The organism is Longinema margulisiae, from assembly GCF_025266855.1.
Lineage (GTDB): Bacteria > Spirochaetota > Brevinematia > Brevinematales > Thermospiraceae > Thermospira.
Map to the genome: position 1 here is coordinate 409,062 of NZ_CP053071.1, position 26,712 is coordinate 435,773.

The 26,712-nt window shown below is 44.8% G+C and carries 21 protein-coding genes and 1 pseudogene; 14 read left to right on the forward strand and 8 right to left on the reverse strand.

Features of this window, described 5'->3' with window-relative positions; all coding sequences use genetic code 11:
• Positions 1 to 47 precede the first annotated feature (47 nt).
• The 6 genes from BREVNS_RS01885 to BREVNS_RS01910 are packed head-to-tail and all read left to right on the forward strand — an operon-like array spanning position 48 to position 6,659.
• Positions 48 to 1,016, forward strand: a complete 969-nt coding sequence (locus BREVNS_RS01885) for a glycosyltransferase (protein WP_483427374.1) — start codon at positions 48 to 50, stop codon at positions 1,014 to 1,016.
• Between the two features lie 3 nt (positions 1,017 to 1,019).
• Positions 1,020 to 2,477, forward strand: coding sequence for a B12-binding domain-containing radical SAM protein (locus BREVNS_RS01890; protein WP_483427375.1), 1,458 nt, complete (start codon positions 1,020 to 1,022; stop codon positions 2,475 to 2,477).
• Positions 2,474 to 3,382, forward strand: coding sequence for a class I SAM-dependent methyltransferase (locus BREVNS_RS01895; RefSeq protein WP_483427376.1), 909 nt, complete (start codon positions 2,474 to 2,476; stop codon positions 3,380 to 3,382). The genes BREVNS_RS01890 and BREVNS_RS01895 overlap by 4 nt, the downstream gene beginning before the upstream one ends.
• Positions 3,375 to 4,283 carry a glycosyltransferase family 2 protein gene (locus tag BREVNS_RS01900; protein ID WP_483427377.1) on the forward strand — a complete coding sequence of 303 codons (909 nt, stop codon included), beginning with the start codon at positions 3,375 to 3,377 and terminating at the stop codon, positions 4,281 to 4,283. Before BREVNS_RS01895 ends, BREVNS_RS01900 begins: the two co-directional genes overlap by 8 nt.
• Positions 4,284 to 4,293: 10 nt before the next feature.
• Complete coding sequence (locus BREVNS_RS01905) at positions 4,294 to 5,466, forward strand: glycosyltransferase family 4 protein (RefSeq protein ID WP_483427378.1); 1,173 nt, start codon at positions 4,294 to 4,296, stop codon at positions 5,464 to 5,466.
• The gene (locus BREVNS_RS01910) at positions 5,463 to 6,659 is read left to right on the forward strand and encodes a glycosyltransferase family 4 protein (RefSeq protein WP_483427379.1); all 1,197 of its coding nucleotides are present in this window, start codon (positions 5,463 to 5,465) and stop codon (positions 6,657 to 6,659) included. The genes BREVNS_RS01905 and BREVNS_RS01910 overlap by 4 nt, the downstream gene beginning before the upstream one ends.
• 65 nt (positions 6,660 to 6,724) lie before the next feature.
• Here BREVNS_RS01910 and BREVNS_RS01915 read toward each other — a convergent pair whose 3' ends face one another.
• The 8 genes and pseudogenes from BREVNS_RS01915 to BREVNS_RS01950 form a co-directional block, all read right to left on the reverse strand.
• Positions 6,725 to 7,582 (reverse strand): LamG domain-containing protein, encoded by an 858-nt coding sequence (locus BREVNS_RS01915; protein WP_483427380.1) that lies wholly within the window; start codon positions 7,580 to 7,582, stop codon positions 6,725 to 6,727.
• A 299-nt stretch (positions 7,583 to 7,881) separates the two neighbouring features.
• A pseudogene (locus tag BREVNS_RS01920) lies at positions 7,882 to 9,111 on the reverse strand (IS1380 family transposase); the annotation flags it as partial.
• A gap of 224 nt (positions 9,112 to 9,335) precedes the next feature.
• Positions 9,336 to 10,568, reverse strand: a complete 1,233-nt coding sequence (locus tag BREVNS_RS01925; RefSeq protein ID WP_483426076.1) for a hypothetical protein — start codon at positions 10,566 to 10,568, stop codon at positions 9,336 to 9,338.
• Positions 10,569 to 10,657: 89 nt separating this feature from the next.
• Entirely contained in the window at positions 10,658 to 11,686 is a 1,029-nt protein-coding gene (locus BREVNS_RS01930) for a DHH family phosphoesterase (protein WP_483427381.1), read from the reverse strand.
• Positions 11,655 to 12,059 (reverse strand): 30S ribosome-binding factor RbfA, encoded by a 405-nt coding sequence (rbfA, locus tag BREVNS_RS01935; protein WP_483427382.1) that lies wholly within the window; start codon positions 12,057 to 12,059, stop codon positions 11,655 to 11,657. Before rbfA ends, BREVNS_RS01930 begins: the two co-directional genes overlap by 32 nt.
• A 15-nt stretch (positions 12,060 to 12,074) precedes the next feature.
• Positions 12,075 to 14,417, reverse strand: a complete 2,343-nt coding sequence (gene infB / locus BREVNS_RS01940; protein WP_483427383.1) for a translation initiation factor IF-2 — start codon at positions 14,415 to 14,417, stop codon at positions 12,075 to 12,077.
• A 23-nt stretch (positions 14,418 to 14,440) separates the two neighbouring features.
• Complete coding sequence (gene nusA, locus BREVNS_RS01945) at positions 14,441 to 15,817, reverse strand: transcription termination/antitermination protein NusA (protein ID WP_483427384.1); 1,377 nt, start codon at positions 15,815 to 15,817, stop codon at positions 14,441 to 14,443.
• A 4-nt stretch (positions 15,818 to 15,821) separates the two neighbouring features.
• Complete coding sequence (locus tag BREVNS_RS01950; protein ID WP_483427385.1) at positions 15,822 to 16,304, reverse strand: hypothetical protein; 483 nt, start codon at positions 16,302 to 16,304, stop codon at positions 15,822 to 15,824.
• 535 nt (positions 16,305 to 16,839) lie between these two features.
• On the opposite strand from BREVNS_RS01950, the gene BREVNS_RS01955 reads away from it, so the two are divergent.
• The 8 genes from BREVNS_RS01955 to BREVNS_RS01990 all read left to right on the forward strand — a co-directional run bounded on the left by BREVNS_RS01955 (position 16,840) and on the right by BREVNS_RS01990 (position 26,695).
• Positions 16,840 to 17,151 (forward strand): hypothetical protein, encoded by a 312-nt coding sequence (locus tag BREVNS_RS01955; protein WP_483427386.1) that lies wholly within the window; start codon positions 16,840 to 16,842, stop codon positions 17,149 to 17,151.
• Positions 17,152 to 17,292: 141 nt separating this feature from the next.
• Positions 17,293 to 19,014: a phospho-sugar mutase gene (locus tag BREVNS_RS01960; RefSeq protein WP_483427387.1), complete on the forward strand. Its 1,722-nt coding sequence runs from the start codon at positions 17,293 to 17,295 to the stop codon at positions 19,012 to 19,014.
• Between the two features lie 15 nt (positions 19,015 to 19,029).
• A complete protein-coding gene (locus BREVNS_RS01965) occupies positions 19,030 to 20,103 on the forward strand; it encodes a 3-isopropylmalate dehydrogenase (RefSeq protein ID WP_483427388.1) in 1,074 nt (357 codons plus the stop codon).
• A 260-nt stretch (positions 20,104 to 20,363) separates the two neighbouring features.
• Entirely contained in the window at positions 20,364 to 21,596 is a 1,233-nt protein-coding gene (locus BREVNS_RS01970; protein WP_483426754.1) for a hypothetical protein, read from the forward strand.
• Positions 21,597 to 22,104: 508 nt separating this feature from the next.
• Positions 22,105 to 23,673, forward strand: a complete 1,569-nt coding sequence (locus BREVNS_RS01975; RefSeq protein ID WP_483428057.1) for a 2-isopropylmalate synthase — start codon at positions 22,105 to 22,107, stop codon at positions 23,671 to 23,673.
• A 316-nt stretch (positions 23,674 to 23,989) separates the two neighbouring features.
• Entirely contained in the window at positions 23,990 to 25,327 is a 1,338-nt protein-coding gene (murD, locus tag BREVNS_RS01980) for a UDP-N-acetylmuramoyl-L-alanine--D-glutamate ligase (protein ID WP_483427389.1), read from the forward strand.
• Positions 25,328 to 25,434: 107 nt separating this feature from the next.
• Positions 25,435 to 26,169 (forward strand): cytochrome c biogenesis CcdA family protein, encoded by a 735-nt coding sequence (locus BREVNS_RS01985; protein WP_483427390.1) that lies wholly within the window; start codon positions 25,435 to 25,437, stop codon positions 26,167 to 26,169.
• 10 nt (positions 26,170 to 26,179) lie between these two features.
• Entirely contained in the window at positions 26,180 to 26,695 is a 516-nt protein-coding gene (locus BREVNS_RS01990) for a TlpA family protein disulfide reductase (protein ID WP_483427391.1), read from the forward strand.
• Positions 26,696 to 26,712 lie beyond the last annotated feature (17 nt).

Below are 26,712 nucleotides of genomic sequence, written 5' to 3' on the forward strand. Positions count from 1 at the left end.
AAAAAGAGAATGGGCTATAATATTTTCTCACACGAAAGGAGGAAAGATTGTCTCGTCCACTGGTTTCTGTGATTATCCCCCTCAAGGCCTTCAATCACTACATCCGTGAGGCTATACCTTATTATGAAAGACTCGACTACTCCCCTTTTGAAATCATTATCCTCCCGGATGAAAACGAAACAGAAGTGCTTTCTCAAAAACTCGATATCCGGATTGTTCCGTCGGGACCTGTTGGTCCCGCGGAAAAACGCGACATGGGTGCCAAACTTGCCAAGGGAACTATTCTCGCCTTTACCGATGATGATGCCTATCCTGATGAAAAGTGGCTCAGTCGCGCCGTGGATATTCTTTTGTCGTCCGATGATATCGGCGCCGTGGGAGGCCCTGGTATCACCCCTCCCTCAGATGGTTTTTCCCAGCGCCTTTCGGGGAATATTTATGCTTCTCTATGGATGAGTGGAAACTACCGAAAGCGTTATATCCCCGTGGGTACCATACACGAAGACTATGATCTCCCATCAGTGAATCTGATTGTAAAAAAAGAGGTTTTTGAAAGTGTGGGTGGATTTGATTCTACCTACTATCCTGGAGAGGACACCAAGCTCTGCCTCGCCATCAAGGAAAAAGGCCACCGTATCCTCTATAGCCCTGAGGTGATCGTCTGGCATCATCGTCGTCCTCTCTTTCCCAATCACTTCCGACAAATTGCCAATTATGCCCTCCATAGGGGATTTTTTGCCAAGCGCTACCCGGCCACTTCTCTCAAGGTGGCCTATCTTCTCCCCTCACTTTTCCTTTTAGGCACACTCTTTGGCTGGGTCCTCTCTCTGCTCTTCCCTTTTCTCTGGTGGCTCTATGGGGGAACCCTGCTTGTCTACTTTCTCGGGGCTTTTCTTTTGGGAGAGGGCAAAACAGTTTTTGAACGCTTCTGTACCATGATAGGTATTTTGGCTTCCCATCTCACCTATGGATGGTTTTTTATACAGGGACTTCTCACAAAAGAACTCAAGAGGTAATCTATGCGAATTGCCATTACTTACCCCCCGTTGAAAAGTGAAAAGGGTGTCCCACTTCTCTCACAGAATAGACAATTCCAGTGGTTCAATAACCCCACCTTCATCTACCCTATGGTACCAGCCAGTGCCGCCACCCTTCTCAAGAAAAAAGGCTACGATGTGGTGTGGCTGGACGGCATTGCTGAAGGTCTCTCTCTCGATGAGTGGTTTTCCTTTCTCAAAAGAGAGGAAATTTCACTCGTCGCCATGGAAACCAAAACACCGGTGATCAAAAAACACTGGGAGATTGTCAAAGCTCTCAAAGAACTTCTCCCCAACATCACTGTTGTCCTGATGGGTGATCACGTCACCGCTCTCCCTGAAGAGACCCTCCAGGCCTGCCCTGTAGATTATATCCTCACAGGGGGAGATTATGATTTTCTGCTCTTGAATCTTGTAGAGTTTCTTTCCGGAAAAGTCTCTTCTCTTGAACCAGGCTTTTTTTACCGTGAAAACCATACCATTGTCTCCTCGGGAAAATTTCAGCGCAAGTATGATCTTGCCACTCTTCCCTGGATTGATCGAGACCTCACACGGTGGGAAAACTATGCCTATCATAACGGTAACTACAAACACACCCCGGGGACCTATATCATGGCCGGAAGAGACTGCTGGTATCACCAGTGTACCTTCTGCTCCTGGACAACCCTCTATCCCCAGTTCAATAAACGCCCCGTTGAGGATGTTCTCGATGAGATAGGTATGCTCATTGAAAAGTACCATGTTCGTGAGATCATGGATGATACAGGGACATTTCCAGTCGGGGAATGGCTTGACAATTTCTGTGAAGGGATGATACGTCGGGGCTACCACAAAAAGGTCACCATGGACTGCAACATGCGTCTTGGTAAGGCCCTCTCCTATGACCAGATGAAACTCATGAAAAAGGCCGGCTTCAGACTTGTGCTCGTCGGTATTGAATCCGCCAATCAAAAAACCTTAGACAGGGTCAAAAAGGGAGAAACCATTGAAGAAATGGTAGAAAACGTCAAACTCATGCGAAAGGCGGGTCTCTACCCCCACATCACCATCATGTTTGGCTATCCCTGGGAAACCGAAGAGGATGCCAGGTGTACCCTCGAACTTGGTCGTTATCTTCTCATCAAGAACTACGCCTACACCATGCAGGCAACCGTTGTGGTTCCCTACCCCGGCACCCCTCTCTTTGAAGAATGCAGACAAAACGGCTGGCTTGTCAGCGAAGACTGGGATAGATACGACATGCGAGAACCTATGATGAAAACCCCGATGTCTCCAGAAACCCTGATGAAATACGTGCAGGGACTGTATTCTGTGGCTTTTCATCCTGAATTTCTTCTGCGAAAACTCCTCTCTATTCGAGATATCGAGGATGTCAAGTACTTCTGGCGAGCGGGGATGAAGGTGATAGGACATCTCATGGATTTTGGGAGAAAAAAATGAATACCATCAACAAACCAACCTGCATGATATGTCAATCTCCCCTTTCCTCTCCTATCATGAAAGCTTCAAATACCCATGGGCGATATTTTCTTTCCGACGAAAAATTTCCCGTGTATTTTTGTAATAATTGTCAAACATATCAACTTTCTATTGTACAAGACCCTCAGTACTACGCAAGGTATTATAATTCTTTTGATTATTATAATAATCAGAAAACTCCTTTTTCTTTTTTTTCTGATATTATAGATATGTTAAGTTTTCAACTCAGGATTTTTTTTCTCTCCCCTCCAAAAAAGAGTAATTTTCCAAAACGATGGCTTGATGTAGGAGCAGGAGATGGAAAGTTTTTGCAAAAACTTTCAAAAAGATATTTTCAACCTGTCGGTGTAGAAATCTCTGAAAAAGGTTATAAGAAAATAAGCGAAAAAAATATTCTGTGCTTTCAGGGAGACTTTCTTTCGCTGGACTTTGGAGACAATACCTTTGATATTATCAGTTTCTGGCACGTTTTAGAACATTGCAATAACCCGCAAAAATATCTTCAAAAAGCCTGCAATCTTCTTTCAGAGAATGGACTTCTTGTCTTTGCTCTTCCATGGGCTAAAAGTTTAGGATTTTCTTTTGGCAAAGAACACTGGTTTCACCTTGATGCCCCACGCCATGTATGGTGGCCAACACAAAAGACTATCGAGACACTCACCCACTCTCTTCCCCTCTTTTACGTAAAAAGTTTTTCCCCGTGGTGGGAATATCCGTTAGACCTCTGGTGGTCGGTGAAAAAAAGTCCTCTTTTAACAAAATGGTTACTTCGAATTTTATATCCTTTGGCTAAAATTGCCGACAAAGAAACCATGATCTTTATATTCAAAAAAACAAATCCTAAATCGGAGGTACCTCATGAATGACTCGCCCCTTGTCTCTGTAGTGGTCACCACCAAAAACGAAGAAAAAAATATTGCCAATTGTCTCCAAAGTATCAAAGAACAAACCTATCCACATATAGAGATCATTGTCGTAGACAACCACTCTACAGACAAAACAGAAGAGATCGCCAGAAAATATACCCCCTATGTCTATCTCAAAGGTCCTGAACGTTCTGCCCAAAGAAACTATGGCATGATAGAAAAAGCTCATGGCAAATACGTCATGTATATTGATGCCGATATGATCCTCTCTCCCTCACTTATTGAAGCCTGTGTCTGGTGGATGGAAACGAAAAATGCCGTCGCCCTTCATATCCCGGAAATTGTTTTAGGTACCTCCTACTGGTCTCGAGTCCGGAGATTTGAACGTCGTTTTTATGATGGAACAGTTATTGATGGGGCAAGGTTTTTTCGAAAGGATATTTTTCAAAAGGTAGGGGGATTTGATGAAAATTTCTCCGGTCCCGAAGACTGGGATCTTGACAAAAAAATAAAAGAACAAGGACCAATTGATCTTCTTCAGAGCCAGGAAAATTTTCTGATAAATTTTTCCCTCTGGGGTTTTATTCAGGAAAAAGGTGTTTCTCCTCCCTTTCCCCTTTGCTGCATTTACCATAACGAATCAGAATTTTCTCTCCAAACCTACCTCAAAAAAAAGACGTACTATACCCAGAACTTTGCCCCTTATATCCAGAAATGGGGAAAGAATGACCCGGACCTCAAAAAGCAATTTGGATTATGGTACCGCTATGTGGGAGTATTTATCGAAAAAGGAAAATGGAAATATCTTCTTTCTCATCCTTTCCTTGCTATAGGAATGTACTTTTTGCGATTCTTAGTGGGTATAGTCTTTGTCACCAGGAAAAAAAACAAAAAACGCTGAGGTCTTTGGTATGTCTTATAAACAAAAACATATTCTTCTTCTTTCCCCCACTTTTCCTCCAGACGTTGGAGGGGTAGAAACCCACATGAGCGATATTGTAAAAGCCTTTCAAAAATATCCCTCTTACCGTGTCTCAGTTTCTACCTACAAACCAATCGTGACAAAAAACATAAAAACCTATCAAAAGAAAGAAATCATCGGAAATATCACCATCTATCGTCACTGGTGGTTCAAAAACCTTTTTCATATCCTTGAACATTATCCTTTTCTTCAATTCCTCTACCTTGTTCCCTACCTTTTTTTCAAGACCCTTCTTCTCTGCCAATTCAAAATAGGCAAACCTGACACCATTTATGCTCATGGACTTAGCAGTGCTCTCATAGCCAAATGGCTCAAGTCGATTTATAAAAAACCAAGAATCGTTGTGTCAACTCATGCCATTTATGAAATGTCCCCCCAATCACTCACGGCACGCTTTACCAGATGGATTCTCCAATCTGCCGATACTATCCTTTGCCTTTCTGATGGTTCTCGAAAAGAACTCTCCACTATTGGTCTTGATGAAAAGAAGATTCATCGTTTTCATTACTGGATACAATTAGAACATTTTTTACCAATTGAAAAGAAAAAAGCAAAAGAATCTTTCGATGTTTCTCTTTCCAAATTCATTGTTCTCTTTGTTGGAAGGCTTATCTCTATCAAGGGTTTTAAACTTCTCTGGGAAGTGGCCAGTGCTCTTCAAACGGAAAAAGATATTTCCTTCTGGTTTGTTGGTACAGGACCAGAAGAAGATTTTTTACTCAATAATCCTCTCCCCAACATAACCTTCTGGGGAAGACAGGATAACACAGAACTCTATAAATTTTATAACGCTGCTGACGTATTTTGTATTCCTTCCCTTTACGAAGAAGGTTTCGGAAGGGTTATCCTTGAAGCCTTAGCCTGTGGAACCCCCGTTATAGGAAGCAAAAAAAGGGGTATCCCTGAAGTCGTAACTCCAGAGGTTGGTATCGTTATTGAACCCACCAAGGAAAATTTTATAAACGCTATCCTTACTCTGAAAAACGACAGAGATCTTTACCAAAAGCTCTATCAAAACGCCAGACCCTATGTGGAAAAGTACTATAGCGAAAAAAACTTTGAGGAAATACTTTCTCATCTTGACCCGGAGTATACATCATGAGAAAACGATTTTTTCTTGTAAGTCTTTCGTACATTGGGGAAGGGGCTTTAAGCGGCGGGGACAGAATCTCTACAGAAATTCTCAGGTACTGGCAAAATGAATTTGATATGTATGTTGTTTCTTCAGATGACTATCTGAGTGTATTAAAAAACACCCAAGTCAAGGCTCCTCATACTCTTACCCTTCCAAGCAACATCAAAAGGCACGACACATTATGGCATCATGCCGGCTACCTCCTTGAAAGAACGTGGAAAGGAATCAAATGGGCAATAAAGAATTACTCTTATGAAACAGGGGATATAGTCTACTCATCGTCCGACTTCTGGCCTGATAGTTTTCCTGCCTTTTTTATGAAAATACGCTATCCAGAACTTCGCTGGGTAGCAGGCTTTTATCTTTTTGCTCCTCCTCCATGGAAAAAAAATTCCCCCTACAAAGGCAAGAACTTTCTTCGCGGACTCTTTTATTACCTCAGCCAGCTTCCCTCCTATTGGCTCATCAAGAAGTTTGCTGATATTGTCTTTGTCACCTCAGAACCCGATAAAAAGCGTTTTATTACGAAAAAGCGTCCCCAGGAAAAAGTGATCGTCATTCAGGGTTTTGTTTGCATGCATGAGATTGCCCCTCTCAAAGAAAAATTTCAAAATCTTCCCAAAATCTATGATGGCTGTTTTATGGCCAGACTCCATTACCAGAAAGGATGCTTGGAACTCATTGAAATATGGAAACAGGTTGTAGAGAAAAAAAATGACGCTAAACTTGCTATTATAGGAGACGGCCCCCTCAAAGAGGAAATGAAACAAAAAGTGAGAGAATACGGTTTAGTCAATCACGTTGAGTTTTTGGGTACCCTCCTTGGTGAAGAAAAATACCGCGTGTTTGCTCAGAGTCGGGTGATGCTCCATCCTGCCACCTATGATAGTGGGGGAATGGCTATGGCAGAGGGAATGGCTTTGGGGCTTCCAGGAGTTTCTTTCGACCTCGAAGCACTCAAAACCTATTATCCTCAAGGGGTCATAAAAACACCCTGTTTTGATATCCAGAAGTTCGCCGAGAATGTCCTTCACCTTCTCTACGACAGCCAGCTTTACACAGAACTTTCTCAACAGGCTAAAAACCTTATCATCACCGTATGGGATAGTGAGATTCGTAACAAACAGCTTCTTGATACCTTCCTTTCAGTCTTACCATGAAAGACCACCAAAAAATAAAATCCTGCTCATTCCACACAAATCTCCCCTCCCTTTTTCCCCATGCCTCACTCTCTATAAAGCGCTTCTACCTCTTCATCAGTGAGAATTCTGTTATAGATTCTCACATCATCAATAATTCCCTCAAAATAGGAGATTCCGCACCCCCAGAATCCCCCTATCATCAAGTGGTCCTCATGAAAAACAATACTATTTGGGGTGAGTGGATATGTCAACGAATAGAACAGATTTTCCCAGGTTTGTTTTTTGTTGTCAATATAAACAGAAGCGACTCCTCTTTTCCTATCGTACATAGCCACAATATGATAAAAACGGTCTGTGGTAAGCTGCACTTTACTATTCCATAATTCCACAGCCTCACCATCCTTTGATAAGTTAAAAAGGATCTTTCCATCCATATTGATCCATATCCCCCACCCACCAAGCAAGGGATTGGATTCCCTTCCAATGATTTGAAGATTTCGTGTTCGCAAAACCGCAGGCTTGATCCACAACGATACTGTGAGTTCATCCTGAATATTTGTAATTGAAGGACCATTTCCACAATCAATATGAGGTCCCATCACATTAATCTCTTCTCTTCCGGGAAAATAATAAGCCGTTTGTGGAATCCCTTTCCGACCATTGGTCAAAAAGGGAAGGCTATACCATTTAGGGGCACGAAGTACCCCATCATTTTTATTTCCACTGCTGTCATTCGCATTGCCATCGAAAAGATACTCGGCAACAAGAACCGCAACACTGCCACTACCACCACCTCCATTAGTCACAACATTAGTAACAGTATTAGTAACCACCGCATTTGTGGTCGTCCCTCCACCTAAAAGATCATCCAACCCTGGGATACCACAGCTCACCACCAACGACACCACAAACAAACCAACCAAAAACCAACTACGTTTCATTCTTACCTCCTTTTATATTTTAAGGATTTCTTTTAATAAATTATACGTTTATTCCCTTTCCTGCATCCGTGGAAATAACCTTTGTCCGTGGCTAAAAAAAGAAAAAATCCCCCTCATAACCTCAAAAAAGGGGGAAAAAGAGAAATGAGAACCTCAAAACAAAGAGATTTTCTCTAAGAATGAATACAAAGAACAGACTAAAAGTTCAAAATAATGCCTTTTTAGAGGGCAAAAAACAATATGCCCCCTTCCCCAAAACAGGGATAAACGAGTATTCAGACAAAAGGCAAAAACACTTCTCAGGTTGGTGAAACAACCGTTTCCCAGAAGATGAGAGAAAAAGTCCACTTGCGGGAAAGTTGAACCATCTTCTTTCCACCCTTTTTCACAAACCTTATAGCTAAATATATCAGATCCTGAATAATAGTGCGAATTCTCAGTCGATACAAACCCCGACTTTCAGGAGGATAATGCCCAAAAGAAGAAAGTCCTATCAGTTTCAAAATATTGAACGTCAAAATGGCTAAAACAAGCACCGTGTGATTCGTTTCAAACTTTCCGCTTGGAAATCGCTCAAGTCCCATGTCTGTCTTAAATTCCGAATGAAATTGTTCACTGGTAGCATGCCCACGATAGAGTTTTATCACCTCCTCCACGTCCGCTATCGAACTCCAGTACCCAGAAAATTCCACCTCAGGAAAAAGAAGGACTTTCCCATCAGGGTCAATTTCTCTCAGTACAACTTCATACACAAGATACAAACCATCTCTTACGGAAATACTATCCCTGTACACGGTTTTTCCATCCCTTGGTTTTTTACATATAGCCGTTTGGGAACTTCGTGCCATTTCGACATATGTGAACAGGTCTTCCTGACGGGGATTTTTCTTGATGATAAAATCTACACCTTCCGCCTGACACAAAAGAATAATCTCATCACTGTCTGCGGCGCTATCCATGCGCACCAAAATCCTTGCCTCTTTTTTCTGTTTTTGCTTAAGGATGTGCTTTGCCTTCTGAATAGCCTCCCGGATAAACTTTCCCCCATCACAAAGCATATGGGCAGATCCTTTCCGAAGCTCCCCATGAATACAAAAACCTTCTTTTTCTCCAAGATAGGCAAAGATAGGAGAATATCCGTAAACCCCTGTGTAAGTTCGACTTACCCCTTCTTTCTTCGTTTCCGAATTATCAAACGGAGAAGTGTCAATGTCGAGAGGAACAAACGTTCTTTTCTGAGAAGAAGGTCCCTCCTCAACGTAGAAACTTATTCTTCCTTTCTTTGCAACTAAATGGTTATTTTCTTCTAAAATAACCTTTCTAAAGGCGTCGTCTTTCTCATCTAAACGCTGCCTGAGAATCTCTTCAGAAGGTGGTTCTTTTCGCTCAAAAAATGAACTAAAAAATTCACTTCCTCGTAAAGTTTCAATTTCACAAAAGTGTGGTTTTGCCATAGCGAGCAAAAACGTCATCCCAACCACAATATCCATATCTGAAAACTGTTCGTGTTTCTTTCGTTTGAGCCTTTCAGCTAATTTTGTTTCATACCGAAGAAGATGATAAAAAAGGCTTGATTACGTTTCCAACAGGAGACCTGAAAGAGAGAGAAAAGGATAAAGAAGTTACCCCTGGCTCAAAAGATTTTTGTCAACTGTAGTATACAGGGAACATTTTAGATAAACAAGTTTTTTCTGGGGAAAGTACCCTTTTTAGGCCATAAAACAGGGCAATAAGTACGTACCATCCCTATGTTTTATATCACATCCTGCCAGTAGACACCATCGATAGCCTCATCACGATTATAGTAGTAATGCAAACGCACAGCAAGAACATTGGTTGCCCCTTCTCTTTTCCATACCCCTACATCCATTCTCTGGTTTATGGTTCGCATCACCCGTTCTGCCCTTGAGGTTGTTCCTGGCAAACCATCTTCACTGTCACAGGCGAACATGTCTTTTTGAGCACGAAGAAGATAATAAAAACAATGTTTGCGCCCTTTTTCGTGAAATAAGTCAAGAAGATTCTGAATATGCTGTCTGCGCTCGCTTTGATAACCAAGTCTTGTTTGCCAGTCATTTTTGTACCCCAAGAAACAGGCTTTCCCTGTTTCAGCGACAATATTTGTCCACTCAGAAGAACGATATCTCACTCTATCAAGACGAAGAAAATACTTCAATTGATAACTTACATGCCACAAACATCGTTGAAAAACGATACCGGGATGTTTGCCCTGGTTAATCCCTGTATCTCCATCGACAACAAGAAAAAACCGAGAAAAAGAGTGTTTTTCTTGAATGGGCTTAAGAAGTTTGTCCCAACCTGCATGGTAATTATCCACAAGAAGGCCTGCTATTCTTGTATTTTTTCCTGTCAATGGGGAGGCTTGTTGCCTCTCCTGCAAAAGAATTTTAGCTTCTTCTCCTTTTTTCTTGCCCTGAACAGGAATACCCGTCCCATCGGCTTCTCCACAGGGTTTTTCTTTTTCTGAGATACTGAAATGTATCTTTCTCCCAATATTTTGAAGGTTTTTCCAGAGGGTGCTAAGACCTATTTTATACCCTGTGAAGGAAAGAATACGAGCGGCCACTCGATAGGTGGTAAGAGCCCCGGCTAAAGCCACTCTGTAGATATCTTTCAGGATTTGCCTTTTTCGCTTTTCTACACCAAGAAGAGATCTTGTGAGAAAAAGTTTTCTTCCACACTTTTTGCATTGAATTTGGAGCTGAGGAAGAGTGATCTTTCCAAAGGGCATCAGAACAAAAACAGTGTTTTTTCCATGCTTTGTTTTCCATATGAAGTGATGTTTTTCTCCGCATGTACAGGTGATACGACCTTCTTTTATTTCTTTTTCTGCCACTTCTACAGAAATCTGATGAACAAATGACTCAAACACTCCTTTGATGGCCTGGAGAAAAACCACCACTAACGTCTCAAGTTTTGTGTCAGGGTAGTCGATAGTCAAAGTGAAGGTGAATTCTTTACGCATGGGTTCCTCCTTGTGTCCTATTATCGGCCAGGGAGGAACTTTTTTTTGCTTTTCCTCATCTTCCCACTGCAGGTCTCCTGAAAAAAACGTTACCAAAACCTCTCCTGCCCCTTCACCTCTTTCCCCATCATATACCTCGCCGTAGCCTCAAGAATTTGCCCCCTCCAGCTGTGAATATCCCCCTCAAGAGAACATCCCGCCGCTTTGGTATGTCCTCCCCCTCCAAATTCCCTTGCCACTTCGCTCATATCATAATAGTCAGTACGGGTACGAAAACTGACCGAAATCTTTCCCTTCTCCTTTTCTTTGAGAAGCACATACACCTCAACCCCTTCAATGAGAGCCAAATACTCCAAAAGCCCCTCCGTGTCATAGCAATTGGTTTCTTTCATATCCTCAAAAGACACATACCCTATACAGAGTTTGCCGTCATGGTGAAGTTCCAGATGCCCCAAAAGCCTTTCAAGAAGCAAAAGAAACCCAAAGGGACGATTCTGATAGATGTGTTCATAGACAAGTGTCTGAGAAGCACCCCTTTCCAGAAGAGAAGCTGCCATTCGATAGACGGAAGGAGAAGCATTCGAAAAACGAAAAAAACCCGTATCCGTCGCTAAAGACAAAAAAAGCGCCTGGGCTATCTCTCCCTCCACCTTTCCCCCCAACCACCTCACAAGCATCTCCCCCACACTGGAGGCAGTCGCATCCACCCAGTTGAGAGAACCAAACAAGGTGTTATCCTTGTGGTGATCAATATTCACGACGATAGCCGAACCAAGCCAGGACTGGATCTCGCCAATGCGGGATATATCCCCACTATCAAGAACAAAGGCCACATCGACAGAAGGAACTGGTTTATCCTCCTGCCATACCTCGACTCGTGAGGTTTCTGAAAGAAAGGCATACTTTTTATCAAGAGGCTCTTCAAGGGCAAAAACTACCTCTTTCCCTAAATTCCTCAAAAAAAGGGAAAGGGCCACGCTACTTCCCACCGCATCCCCATCAGGGCGAACGTGCGTGGTCACCAAAAAGCGACGATACCGGTGTACCAGCCCCCAGAGACGAAAAAAGAAACCATAAGGATAACGCTTAAGCGTCGTTCTCTTCGTCTTCTGAGACATGGTCCTCTTCCTCAGGTTTCACCTGCTTCATCGCTTCCTTGATCTTCTGCCCCATCTCATCGGCAAAAGCCATCGCTTTTGACCATTCAAACGAAAGCTTCGGCGCATAACGAAGCCGTAAAGCCTTACTCACCACAGAAGAGATATATCCGGCCGAAGATTCTAAAGCCTCAAAGGTTTTGAAGTTGTCGGATTTTTTTTCTCCATAGATACTCACCACCACTTTGGCATGGCGCATATCCTCACTCATGTCCACCTCAAGTACAGAGACCATACTGGTGAGCCTCGGATCCTTTACCTCGGTCATAATGACCTCGGCAATCTCTTTCATCAGTGTCTTGTTGAGCCTTTCAAGTCTTCTTCGTGTTGCCATACGTTCTCCCGGGGATTACTTTTTCACCTCTTCTCGCTTGTAACACTCCACAATATCCCCTTTCTTGAAGTTTTCATAGTTCACAAAAGACATACCACACTCAAAGCCTTCCTGGACCTCACTGACATCATCCTTGAAGCGCTTGAGAGAAAGAAGCTTACCGGACCATACCAGGACCCCTTCACGATAAATCCGCACCTCTTCAGAACGGCGAATGAATCCCTGGGTTACATAACATCCCGCCACCTTGCCAACCCCACTGATCTTATACACCTCACGAATTTCAGCCGTTCCGATAACCGTTTCCTTGTATTCCACGGTCTGCATATTTTTGAGAAGTCCCTCAATATAATCCGTGAGTTCATAGATGATATTGAAACGCTTGATGGTTACCCCTTGCCTTTCTGCCCTTTCCTTGGCCATAGCATCCGCTCGTACACGGAAGGCTAAAATAACAGCCGCTGCTCCTTCCTGCGAACCAGAGACTTCCGCAAGCATCACATCACTCTCAAGCACAGCCCCCACCGCCGCATGAAGAATAGAAATCTTCACCTCAGGGTTCTCAATCTTCAGAAGGGCATGCTTGATAGCCTCTACAGACCCCTGAACATCCGCCTTGATAATCACCTTGAGTTCTTTCACATCCTGCATGGAAAGCTGTTCCATGGCATTTTCCATTTGAAGCTTTTTGATCCGCTTGGTTTCTTCGATACGCTTGAGCTCAAGTCTTTTGGCTACAATCTGTTTAGCAAAGTCCTCATCCGCCACCACATGGAACTTGTCCCCTGCTTCCGGTACCGCATCAAACCCCATGATCTCCACAGGATACGAAGGATAAGCCACCTGGACCTTGTTGCCAACATCATCAAACATACCTCGTACCCTACCCATGGTGGTTCCCACAACAAAATAGTCTCCAACGCGAATACAGCCGTTCTTCACAATCACGGTGGCTACAGGACCACGACCAATATCCATCTTTGATTCAATCACATAACCCACACCAGGTTTATCCGGATTGGCCTTGAGTTCCATCATTTCAGCCTGCAGAAGAATCGCCTCAAGAAGTTCCTCTATCCCTATCTTTTTGAGTGCGGACACAGAAACATACATGGTATCCCCACCCCACTCTTCGGGCAGAAGCCCCTCTTCACTGAGTTGCTGTTTCACCCTATCCACCGAAGCATCGGGGAGATCTATCTTGTTCACCGCGACAATAATAGGCACCTTGGCGGCCTTGGCGTGATTGAGCGCCTCTATCGTCTGGGGCATCACCCCTTCGACAGCTGATACCACGAGTACCACAATATCTGTCACATTAGCCCCACGCGCACGCATAGCAGTAAAAGCCTCATGCCCAGGGGTATCAAGGAAGGTAATCTCTCCCTTTGGAGTTTTCACCTTGTAGGCCCCAATATGCTGGGTAATCCCACCACTTTCATGTTCGGCCACATTGCTTTTTCTGATAGCATCGAGAAGTTTAGTTTTTCCATGGTCCACATGTCCCATGATGGTCACCACAGGAATACGTGGTTTCAGATCTTCAGGTCTATCCTCGGTCTCTCTGATTTCTACCTCATCCTTGAGACTTCTGACGACCACCTGACAGTTAAATTCGTTAGCCACAATAGTCGCTGTATCCGCATCAAGGGTATCATTGATTGTCGCCGTCATTCCGAGTTCCAGAAGTTTCTGAATGATCTCAGCCGACTTGAGATTCATTTTCCTTGCGAGTTCAGCCACAGTAATCACCTCACCAATCTCAATACTCTCAGGAATAGCGTATTCCTTCTTAGCTTTCTTCTTGGGATCCTGTATCTTGGAGAAGAAAATCTCCTCCTGCTCGCTCATGTCCTTTTCTTTCAATACATCAGCTGATTTGGCTTTGTGATCGGGAATTCTCCCTTTGGTACGATTCTCTGTCTCCTTTCCTGTAGAAAAAGGCTGCTGCGGGGCAAATCCCTGCCGTTTCTCTCCGGAAGAAGAACGTCCCTGGGAGGGCTGTCCCCTATCGCGTTGATGGGTCTGACGACTCTTGTCAAGGGTAAATCTTTTCCCCTGAGAAGATCTCTGTCCCTCTCGACCCTGTCCTTCTTTGGGCTGTCCTTCTCGAGAACGGTAGTCTCTCCCTCCCTGTTGAGGTCTATTTCCTTGACGAGGAGAAGAGGATGCCCCCTGAGGAGCCGCAGTCTTCTGAGGCTCTTTTGTCCCTGCTTGAGAGGGTGCAGGCTTTGCCTGAGAGGGAGCCTGCGACGACGAAGGTTTTGCTGCTTCTGCTGGTTTTTCCTCCGCCTTGGAAGGGGGGGTCTTCAGTTTAATCTTCTTCTTAATCACTATTTTCTTTTTTTCGTCGGACATACTCTTCCTCCTCGTAGCCCAGCCTATTCCTCAACAACCTCATCCTCAATGGTGATGTTGTCCTTAATCACCTGCCAGATAGCCACAGCTTCATCGACGGAGATGTTGCACACTTCGGCTAACCGTTCAATAGAATAACACTTCTCAATAATCTCTGCCACATCGTTAAAACCGGCCTTGTGCAGTGTCTTGATCTGCTCTCGAGAAAAGGGTAGCATCTCAAGAGGAATGCTCTCCTCTTCAACAAGCTCTACCTCGGCCTCTTCTACCTCACTGAGACCCAAGATTCTATCCACTTCCTTCTGTTTCTGAGCAAGGTTTTCCTGAAATTCACTATAGGGTACAAAACTGATACGGTATCCCACCACCTCTTCTAACATACGCTGATGGGTTCCCTTTTTCCCAATGAGGGGAGCGACAAATTCATCGGGAACCACCACACGAGCCAATTTCTCCTCTGAATTGAGTTCTACATGATAGACCTCAGCCGTACGATTCCGAAGCACGCGGCTCTGCATCACCGCATTTTTGATAAGCTCTCTCACATCGTCCGAATAACGGATAATCTCTACCCGTTCATCATTGATCTCAGCACGGATAGGTTTGATGCGAACACCCTGTTTCCCGATGGTCACACTGGCGGGATCAAGGGATTCATCGGTGGATTGAATCACCACCTTGGTGACCTCTCCTGGCTTACGAGCAATCGCCTTGATGCTAAAGGTACCATCCATCAACTCAGGAATATTGAGCTTCAAAAGTTCAATAACCATCTCCTTGCATGCCCGTGAGAGAATCAGCTGGGGTTCAGAAAACGAAGCAGAAGCCGGATTTACCTTGAGAAGGATAGCCCTCACCGTCGTCCCGGGACGAATCTCCTCCTCAGGAATGGTCTCCGTAAGGGGCAAAAAGGCCTCTGCGTCCCGCCATTCAAGCATAGCAAGATACCCGGGGAGAGGTTTGTCTGTTTTGGATTTGATCTTGGCATTCACCAGAGAACCCTGTCTGGTGATAAACTCGCTATAGATCCAGTCCCTCTGCACCTCAACCAGTTTCTGCTTGATGGTCTGCTTGAGCACCATCACACCCTGTCTATCCGTAAACTCCTCCATATCAAGGGGTACACGGACTTCCTCACCAACTTTGAGGCTCTTTTTTCTCGTATATTTCAGACCCTCTTCAGCGGTAATCTGAGTGATAGGATCCGTCACCTCATCAACCACCTTTTTCACCTGATAGAGATGAAGTTTACGGTCTATGTGAATCTCCATGTTGGTGTATTCCTTGCCAAACTTTCTTCGGTAGAGTGTCAAAAAAGCCTCGGCAAGAATCTTTTCTCCCAATTCTTTGGAGATTTTGTTTTCCTTGGCAAATTCTGCCAGATAATCCAGAAGAGCCATGAGACTATTCCTCCTCCTTCAAATACTCTTTTATATCAAAATGGAGTTTCACCTGATTAAACCTTTCCCATGGAATGGCATAACTCTTCCCCTCGTAGGTAAAGACAAGGTTAGTGCCCTCGATACGTTCTATCTTTGTAAGCACCACAGAGTCCTTCAGCCCATACTCCTGAAAGTTTTTGACCACCAAACGCACTGGCTTGCCCAGAAAAATCTCCACCTCCCGGAGGTTCTTGAGCTTTCTGTCCACCCCGGGGGATTCCACCACAAGGGCATAGTCATAATCAAAGCCCACCTCAACGGCAAGCCTCTCTCCTATCACCTGGGATACCTGTTCACAGTCGGCACTGGTCACCTCCCTGTCTTTTCGGTAAATAACCACCGTCAAAGAGGATGGTCTTCGACCACCCTGAAAAAAAGCATCAACAAGGACAAAGCCAAGGGTCTCTACGGTATCCTTCACGATTTCCAGTTCTTTTTCTCGCATCCCTTTCTCCAGTAATAAAAAAGGAGTCGGGCCACCGACTCCATACTCACCTGGTAATAGTATAGAGGAAAGAAGAAAAAAAGTCAAATTTTTGGAAGTGAAGTTCTTTATTCCCTGTCGTTCCACATATGAAACTGAATACCTATTTCCACATTTCTTATGAACAGGGAAAGGAAACAACACAAAAGCTTTCTGTTATGATGCCTATTGAAAAAAGGGTCGTGCTTGAAAACATGACGGCAAGATATGGCTATTCCCTTATTTCAGCCTGATGGGGGATAGCTTTCTCTTTTGTTCAAACGAGTTGTGTGTATTTGTATGTCCTGTGGTGTGTTATAGGTCTTTTGTGTGAGAGAAGTGGAGAGCTGGGGTGTTGCTGAAACATGGCAAGAGCTGTGGTTTTGTTCTGGATAGGGGAGGTTAGACGTTTAACCTCTGGCTTTTGCTGAAACAAGGTCATAGCCTTTTCCCCGCCCCTGCCGCGGTGCCACCTGAGAGAAGCCCCTGCAGGGGACACGTGCCCTGCGGGCTGGTAATGGAAGCCATCGTCTTTTCACCACTGTCCGAGCCACAGGAGGTGGCGAGGAAGCCCGGGGTCAGACAGGGAGGGCTGTCCCCGGGGGGCTACGGAAGAGAGCGGGGCTACAGGCTTTTCTTCCAGCCCGCCAGGGGGATGAAGGTCGTTGGCTACAGAAACCGCCGCAGGGGCGGGGCCGGGGTTTCAAAAGGGGCGGAGCCCCTTTTACCCCGCGCGGGAGCGCTTCGTGGAAGAAGAAAGATGGGTAACAAAAAGAGCCTAAAACTGAAAGAGAAAAGATGGTTGAACAAGTATTCAGTGTTTGTGTGAAGATACTCATTCTGTATGAGTGTGGAACGACAAAGTTCTTTATTCCCCATCATTCCTAAAACCATACCCTCAAAAAATAGCATTTTTCTTCTCTTTGTGGTATACTATATTTTACTTTATGTTAACTGATGTGGAGGCACTATGAATCAGGAGATCCAGAAACGTATTGATGAGTGGCTCGGCCCAGAGTATGACGAAGCTACCCATCAAGAAATTAAGTCCCTTCTTGACACAGGGAATACAAAAGAACTCGAAGACCGTTTTTACACGGAACTGGAATTTGGTACAGGCGGGCTTCGCGGTATTATTGGTGCCGGAACCAACCGTATGAATCGGTATGTGGTTCGCAAGGCTACGCAGGGACTGGCAAACTATATCTATGCCAAGGGAGACCCAAAAAAAGGCGTCGTGATCGGAAGGGATTCTCGACTGATGTCTGATGTTTTTGCCATGGAAACCGCTTCTGTAATGGCCGCCAATGGCATCAAGGTGTATTTCTACGAGGACATTCACCCTACCCCGATGGTCTCCTTTGCCATCCGAGAACTAAAAGCCCAGGCTGGGGTGATGATTACCGCCTCGCACAATCCAAAAGAATACAACGGGTATAAAGTTATGTGGGATGATGGTTGCCAGGTCACCCCTCCAGCAGACAAGGGTATTATTGAAGAGGTGAGAAAGATCTCCTCCCTCTCTCAGGTGAAATATATCTCCTTTGATGAAGCCAAAGCCAAAGGACTGATTGAGATCATTGACACCAAAATAGACGCTTTCTATTTAGAAAGGGTGAAAACTATCAGCATTCACCCGGAGGTAGCCCCTTCGGCTGGTGTCAAAATCTGTTACTCTCCCCTCTACGGGACAGGCTACAGAATCATCCCCGAAGCCCTGAAACGGTGGGGATTCCAGGATGTCTATGTTCTTCCAGAACAGGGACGCCCTGATGGCAATTTCCCTACCACTCCCTACCCCAACCCTGAAGAAACAGAAGCGATGCAAGAGGGTATGCGCTATGCGGCCGAACATGGTTATGACATCTTTATTGCCACCGATCCGGACGCTGACCGACTGGGGGTTGCCCTTCGTGACAGAACTGGCAAGATGGTACTCCTGAATGGCAACCAGATAGCCACCCTTTTAGCCTACTATGTGGCGACAGAGAAGAAACTCCCCCAAAATCCCTGGATGGTGAAAACCATTGTGACTACGGACCTCATTGCGGATATTGCTAAGGATTATCAGATTGGTCTTGCTGATGTGCTCACTGGTTTCAAGTGGATTGGTCTCAAGATCCGTCAGTTTGAACAGGAGGGCAAAAACTTCGTCTTTGGTTGTGAAGAGAGTCACGGGGTACTGCTTGCTGACTTTGTCAGGGACAAGGATGCCATCATGGGAGTTAGTCTCTTTGCTGAACTCACCGCCTATTACAAATCAAAAGGCACCTCTGCCCTCAATGTTCTCTATGATATTTACCGCAAGTATGGGTTCTACAAAGAAAGCCAGAAGTCTCTCACATTAGCCGGTATTGAAGGGCTTTCTCAGATAAAGGCGATGATGGAAAAGCTCCGCACACAAACCCCCTCTACCATTGGCGAATGGAAGGTTTTAGAAAAACAGGATATGAAAACAGATGAAGTGATCGATATGACCACCCATACAAAAAAAGGAAGTACTGGTCTTCCTTCTTCAGATGTGGTACTTCTCAAATTGTCCGATGGAGCCAAGGTTGTTGCTCGTCCATCCGGCACAGAACCAAAGATCAAATTCTACTTCACCACCCGTGGAAAGTTTGATGATATGCCCGCTGTAGAGAAAAAACATGAAGCGCTCCGCCAGGCGTTTCTTGCCTATATTCAGGGATAACAAAGGAGGTTTTTCATGGCGTACAAGATTGCCGTTATTCCCGGCGATGGAACAGGTCCAGAGGTCATTCGTGAAGGTCTCAAGGTTCTCAATGCCGTGAGCCACGTGTATGGAATCAAATTTGATTTCCATACGTATGATTTTGGCGGTGAACGTTATCTCAAAACTGGTAAAATTATTGAACCTGAAGAAATTGAAGAACTCAAGCAGTATGATGCCATTTATCTCGGGGCTATTGGGCATCCCGATGTGAAACCCGGTATTCTCGAAAAGGGACTTCTTCTGCGTATTCGGTTTGATCTTGACCAGTATATCAATCTTCGTCCGGTGAAACTCTATCCCGGTGTGGAAACCCCCATCAAAGACAAAACCCCTGAACACATTGACTTTGTTGTTATCAGAGAAAACACGGGTGGCATCTATACTGGCCATGGTGGGGCCACAAAGGTAGGAACACCCGATGAAATTACCACCCAGGTGATGGTGTACGATAGAAAGACCGTCGATCGCTGTCTTAAATATGCCTTTGAACTCAAAAAGCGCCGAAACCAGCAGAGCGCTTCCTATGCGGCGAAACCTATTCATCTTGTCCATAAACGCAATGTACTCACCTATGCTGGCGATCTCTGGTTCCGTGCCTTTGAAGAAATGGGGCAAAAAGACTATCCTGATATCCCAAGAGACTATCTCCATGTTGACGCCACCACCATGTGGTTTGTCAAAAACCCCGAATGGTTCGATGTGATCGTGACAGAAAACCTGTTTGGCGACATCATCACTGACCTCGGAGCCATGATTCAGGGAGGCATGGGAATCGCCGCCGGTGGAAACATCAATCCCGAAGGTGTCTCCATGTTTGAGCCCATTGGCGGTTCCGCCCCTAAATACACCGGCAAAAATGTCATCAACCCCTTGGCCGCTATTGAGGCCGCCCGTATGATGATTGATGAACTTGGTGAACACAAGGCTGCCGAGGCTATTCAAAAAGCTGTAGCTACCACCTGTACCAAACTCAAGAGCCTCTCCGCTGGCAAGATGGGATACTCCACCACAGAAGTTGGGGATATGGTAGCAAGCTTCATCTCATAACTGTGACAAAAACAACTATGTTGAAGCCCTTGCCTTTGCATGCAAGGGCTTTCTTTTTTTCTCTCTCGAGACCTTTGCACGAATGTGCGAAGGTCTCAAAAAAGTAATAAAAAAATAAAAATAGTATAAAAATATTCCTTATCATAATAAATAATTCTAACTTTTTTGGTAACGTTTTTTTCAGGAGACCTGCAGTGGGAAGATGAGGAAAAGCAAAAAAAGTTCCTCCCTGGCCGATAATAGGACACAAGGAGGAACCCATGCGTAAAGAATTCACCTTCACTTTGACTATCGACTACCCTGACACAAAACTTGAGACGTTAGTGGTGGTTTTTCTCCAGGCCATCAAAGGAGTGTTTGAGTCATTTGTTCATCAGATTTCTGTAGAAGTGGCAGAAAAAGAAATAAAAGAAGGTCGTATCACCTGTACATGCGGAGAAAAACATCACTTCATATGGAAAACAAAGCATGGAAAAAACACTGTTTTTGTTCTGATGCCCTTTGGAAAGATCACTCTTCCTCAGCTCCAAATTCAATGCAAAAAGTGTGGAAGAAAACTTTTTCTCACAAGATCTCTTCTTGGTGTAGAAAAGCGAAAAAGGCAAATCCTGAAAGATATCTACAGAGTGGCTTTAGCCGGGGCTCTTACCACCTATCGAGTGGCCGCTCGTATTCTTTCCTTCACAGGGTATAAAATAGGTCTTAGCACCCTCTGGAAAAACCTTCAAAATATTGGGAGAAAGATACATTTCAGTATCTCAGAAAAAGAAAAACCCTGTGGAGAAGCCGATGGGACGGGTATTCCTGTTCAGGGCAAGAAAAAAGGAGAAGAAGCTAAAATTCTTTTGCAGGAGAGGCAACAAGCCTCCCCATTGACAGGAAAAAATACAAGAATAGCAGGCCTTCTTGTGGATAATTACCATGCAGGTTGGGACAAACTTCTTAAGCCCATTCAAGAAAAACACTCTTTTTCTCGGTTTTTTCTTGTTGTCGATGGAGATACAGGGATTAACCAGGGCAAACATCCCGGTATCGTTTTTCAACGATGTTTGTGGCATGTAAGTTATCAATTGAAGTATTTTCTTCGTCTTGATAGAGTGAGATATCGTTCTTCTGAGTGGACAAATATTGTCGCTGAAACAGGGAAAGCCTGTTTCTTGGGGTACAAAAATGACTGGCAAACAAGACTTGGTTATCAAAGCGAGCGCAGACAGCATATTCAGAATCTTCTTGACTTATTTCACGAAAAAGGGCGCAAACATTGTTTTTATTATCTTCTTCGTGCTCAAAAAGACATGTTCGCCTGTGACAGTGAAGATGGTTTGCCAGGAACAACCTCAAGGGCAGAACGGCTGATGCGAACCATAAACCAGAGAATGGATGTGGGGGTATGGAAAAGAGAAGGGGCAACCAATGTTCTTGCTGTGCGTTTGCATTACTACTATAATCGTGATGAGGCTATCGATGGTGTCTACTGGCAGGATGTGATATAAAACATAGGGATGGTACGTACTTATTGCCCTGTTTTATGGCCTAAAAAGGGTACTTTCCCCAGAAAAAACTTGTTTATCTAAAATGTTCCCTGTATACTACAGTTGACAAAAATCTTTTGAGCCAGGGGTAACTTCTTTATCCTTTTCTCTCTCTTTCAGGTCTCCTGTTGGAAACGTAATCACTTTTTTGAATAAAAAAAGACAAATAGGCCCTTGTAAACAGAAAAAGCGGGGTTTCAGGGGCGTAGCCCCTGACCCAAACAGGGGAAGAAAACACCCGTGCAAGGGTCTCAAAAATGAAAAAACGATGAAGATTTGAAGAATTTTTGGTTAATTTTGGTATGAGGTTTCTCACTCAGGAAAACTTGCTTTTTTCCGATGTTTAGAGTATAATAGAAAGCAAGGAGAGATATATGGGGCTTTCTGGCATTTTTGCAAAGGAATAAAAGGATTCTCTTTTGGGATTTATCTTTATAGCATCCTTTGGGCGTTTCGCCCAGAGTAGAGGATATGTTTCAAAGACCCCCACAATAAACCAAAAAAGGAGTATGCTATGGCAGAAAAAATATATATATTTGATACAACCCTTCGTGATGGAGAGCAGTCCCCAGGTGCCAGCATGGGGATAAACGAAAAACTCAAGGTGGCCCTGCAACTGGAACGTTTAGGGGTGGATATTATTGAGGCTGGGTTTGCTGTTTCTTCTCCTGTTCAATTTGATGCGATACAACTCATCGCTTCTGAGGTGAAGACCCCGATCATTGCTTCGCTTGCCCGGGCGGTAGAAAAAGACATTGATGCGGCTGCCCAGGCACTAAAAGAAGCAAAACGCAAACGTATCCACACCTTTATTGCCACCTCACCTATTCATCGTGAATTCAAGCTGAAAAAGACAAAAGAAGAAATTCTCAAGCAGGCGGTGTATGCCATCCAGTATGCCCGTCAGTACACAGAGGATGTAGAGTTCTCTGCTGAGGATGCCACAAGAACCGAGCTTGACTACCTTGTGGAAGTAGTGACAGCCGCTATTGAAGCAGGAGCTACCACCATCAACATTCCTGACACGGTAGGGTACACGGTACCTTCTGAATTCACCCGTATCATCCGAACACTGAAGGAAAAGGTGCCGAATATACACAAAGCCGTACTCTCCGTTCACTGCCACAATGACCTTGGTTTAGCCGTGGCCAATAGCCTGGCAGCCATTGAGGCCGGAGCACGACAGGTGGAGGTTTCTGTCAACGGCATCGGAGAACGGGCTGGCAATGCCGCTATGGAAGAGATTGTGATGGCTCTTGAACTTCGCAAGGATGTCTTTGGGGTGGAAACAGGCATTGTCACCCAGGAGATCTACAAAACCAGCCGTCTCATTGTTTCTGTTACCGGTATTCAGGTTCAACCCAACAAGGCCATCGTGGGCAAAAACGCCTTTGCCCATGAGGCAGGTATCCATCAGGATGGGGTGCTCAAAGAGAGACGCACCTATGAAATCATGAAACCTGAACAGATTGGCCGTTCCCACTCTGAGATTGTCTTGGGACGCCACTCAGGAAAACACGGTCTTCAGGCAAGGTTAAAGGAACTTGGCTATGATATCCAGGGAGAGGATTTTGACAAGGTCTTTGCCAAGTTTACCGAGGTCGCCGACAAGAAAAAGGCTGTGTACGATGATGAACTCATCGCCATTGTCTCAGAATGCCTTGCCATTGACTTACCCGAGATGCTCTTTCTTGAGCATGTTCAGATCATGAGTGGCAGTAACACTCTCCCCACCGCGACGGTAGAACTCAAGAAGAACAATCGCACCATCCGTGAGGCTGCTATCGGAAATGGCCCCGTTGATGCTATCTACAAAGCCATCAATCGCATTGCGGGTATTTCCCCGGAATTGGAGGACTACGGCATCTCATCCATCTCTATTGGTCAGGATGCGATGGGAGAGGCCATGGTTTCTCTCAAGTATGAGGGCAAGGTCTATTCCGGCCATGGGTCCAGTACCGATGTGCTGGTAGCTTCAGCCAAGGCATACCTCAACGCGATGAATAAGATCCTCTATCTTGAAAAGAAAAAAGCCTAACCAAAGAAAGGGGCTTTCTCAGGAAAGCCCCTTTTTCTTTCCCTATGGAGACCTTTGCACGAATGTGCAAAGGTCTCAAGAAAGTCATAAAAAAGCAAAAAGTAGTATAAAAATATTCCTTTCCATAATAAACAAGTCTATTTTTTGAATAAAAAAAGACAAATAAGCCCTTGGAAACAGAAAAAGCGGGGAAGAGGGGCTACGCCCCTGACCTAAACAGGGGAAGAAAACACCTGTGCAAGGGTCTCCTATGGTCTTTTTTTGTATTTTCTCTTTTTTCTCGCTACAATATAGGCAAAAACTTTCAGGAGTCTCTATGAGGTATCTTCTCATCGGCTGGACAAAACGAACATCCTTTGCCACAGCCAAAGTCCTTCTTGCTCGTGGAGAGGAGGTTTATGTTTCCGATACCGTGGACAACGAAGAAAAACAGGCCCTTCTTCGGGAGATAGCCCATCCAAAGCTTTTTAGTCTTTTGGGAAGACAGGGAGTGGAGATTTTGGACGAAGTGAAGCCCAATGTCGTTCTCCCAAGCCCGGGAGTTCCTCTCACCATTCCCTTAGTGCAGGAAGCCAAAAAACGGGGCATAGAGGTTTTTGGAGATATAGAACTTTTCTACCGTTTTCATCCGGAAGTTTACTACTATGGCATTACAGGAACCGATGGGAAAACCACCACTACCACCCTTGCCCATGCCCTCATCAGTGCCTACAAGCCAGCCCTTGTGGGGGGCAATATCGGTCTTCCCATCTTTGAACACGAAGGGGCTGTTTCTACCATCAAGGAAATGGTATTGGAACTCTCCAGTTTCCAGCTTGAGGAGATTGTTCATTTCCGTCCTAAGATAGCGGCTTTTCTGAACTTAGCCGAGGATCATCTTGATCGATACCCCGACATGAAGGCTTACCTTGAAGCTAAAAAACGAATTTTTATGAACCAGACAGAAGATGACATCGCCATTGTCAATGCCGATAGTCCCTTCTTTGAAGAGATTATCCGTGGCGTCAAAAGCCGTCTTCTCACCTTTAGCCGAACGAAAAAGGCAGACATGATTTTCCGTGAGGGAAGCATCTACTACCAGGACATCCTTCTGATAAAACAGGAGGAACTCCTTCTCAAGGGAGTGCATAACATCGAAAATGTGATGGCGGCTTCTTTAGTGGCTCTCTATGCCGGCGTGCCCATTGATTCTCTCCGGCAGACCCTTCGAACATTTCATGGTCTTGAACATAGACTTGAACCTGTGGCAAACTCCCATGGGATAGAAGTGTACAATGACTCCAAGGCTACCACGGTCAACGCCCTTCAAAAGGCGTTGGAAAGCTTTGAAAAGCCGGTTATCCTGATTGCGGGAGGGCTTGACAAGGGACTTGATTTCACCCTTGTACGCGACTTGGTCCACCAAAAGGCAAAAACAGTTATCCTCATCGGACAGGCCACAGAAAAGATAGCCGAGGCCTGGCAATTCCCCACCACTCTCAAGGCTTCCTCGTTAGAAGAGGCTGTTTACCTCGCTCTTGAAAAAGCCACAAGTGGAGACGTGATCCTTTTCTCTCCAGGATGTGCAAGCTTTGATATGTTCAAGAATTATGAAGAACGGGGAAAGGTCTTCAAGGAACTGGTGAAAAAGACGCTGGAAATCACAAAAAAGTAAAAACATCCCTCTTAGTCCATGATTTCAAAAAAATCCCCTTCCAAAGGGGATTTTTTTGACTTTCAAAGATAAAAATATTATAATATATTCATATAAAAGGAGGTCGTATGTCTTTTGGGATGCTTGTTTTCTTTGCCATAGCCGGGGGGATTATCACCTTTGTCTCTCCCTGTATTCTTCCCATGATTCCCATCTACCTTGCGTATATGTCGGGAAGTAGTCTTGAAGAAAAAACCCCTTCGGTTCGTCGAACTGTTCTCCGTACTTTAGCGTTCATCATGGGGTTTACCGTCATCTTCGTGCTCTTTTCTGTGATTTTCTATGTGGTTTTCGCTTCTCTCTCTTTTGTCCAGCAGTGGATCCAGCGGATAGCCGGGGCTTTTATTGTACTCATGGGTCTCCATTTTCTTGGCCTTGTGAGACTCTCTTTTCTGGATGCAGAGGTCAAGCTCTCCTTTGAGGGAGACAAAACCAGACCATGGGGGAGTTTTCTTCTCGGGGTCTCGTTTGCGGCGGGGTGGAGTCCCTGTATTGGACCGGTACTCAGTGCCATCCTCTTCTCAGCGGCTACCACACAGAACCTTCTTTTGATGATAGGGCTTCTTCTTCTCTTCTCAGCCGGCCTTGGTATTCCTTTCCTTGTGATGGGTATTTTTGTAGGTTCAGCCTCCCAGTGGGTACGTTCCATGAAACGTTTTTTCCCCGTCGTGGAAAAAGCCAGTGGCGTGCTTCTCGTGATTCTCGGGCTTCTCTTAGTCCTGAATACCATGGGAATGATTTCACAATGGTTATACCAGGTGTTCCCTCAGTTAGGGACACTTGAATCGATACTGGTAAAATAGGAGGAAATGCATGCAAAAGAAAACTCTTTTGATGGCCATTATTGGTGTGGTTATTCTTGGAGGAATCGGAACATTCCTTGCCATGGGCAAAAAGTCCAACACAAGTGAGTTTCCTGTATCTCCCCTCTTTGCCGAACCCACCATTTTTGGTGATTCCATGATCCGCCTTGAGGCTTATAGAGGCAAGGTGGTGCTTCTCAACTTCTGGGCTACGTGGTGCCCCCCTTGCCAGGCGGAAATCCCGGATCTCATCCGACTCCACAAGGATTTTGCCGACAGGCTGGTCGTTATTGGTGTCTCACTCGATCGTGGTCCCAATGCCCGTGAACTGGTTCAGGATTTCTACAAGAAATTCAACATGAATTACCCCGTCATCATGGGAACCGATCAGATGGTGATGCGGTATGGTGGTGTATCGGCTATCCCTACTTCTTTTGTGATCAACAAAGAAGGAAGAATTGTAGAAAAAATAGTAGGCATGCGAAACTATAGTACCTTCCTCGACGCTGTCAAAGAGTGGTTTTAGGCTGTTCCCCTGGCGGA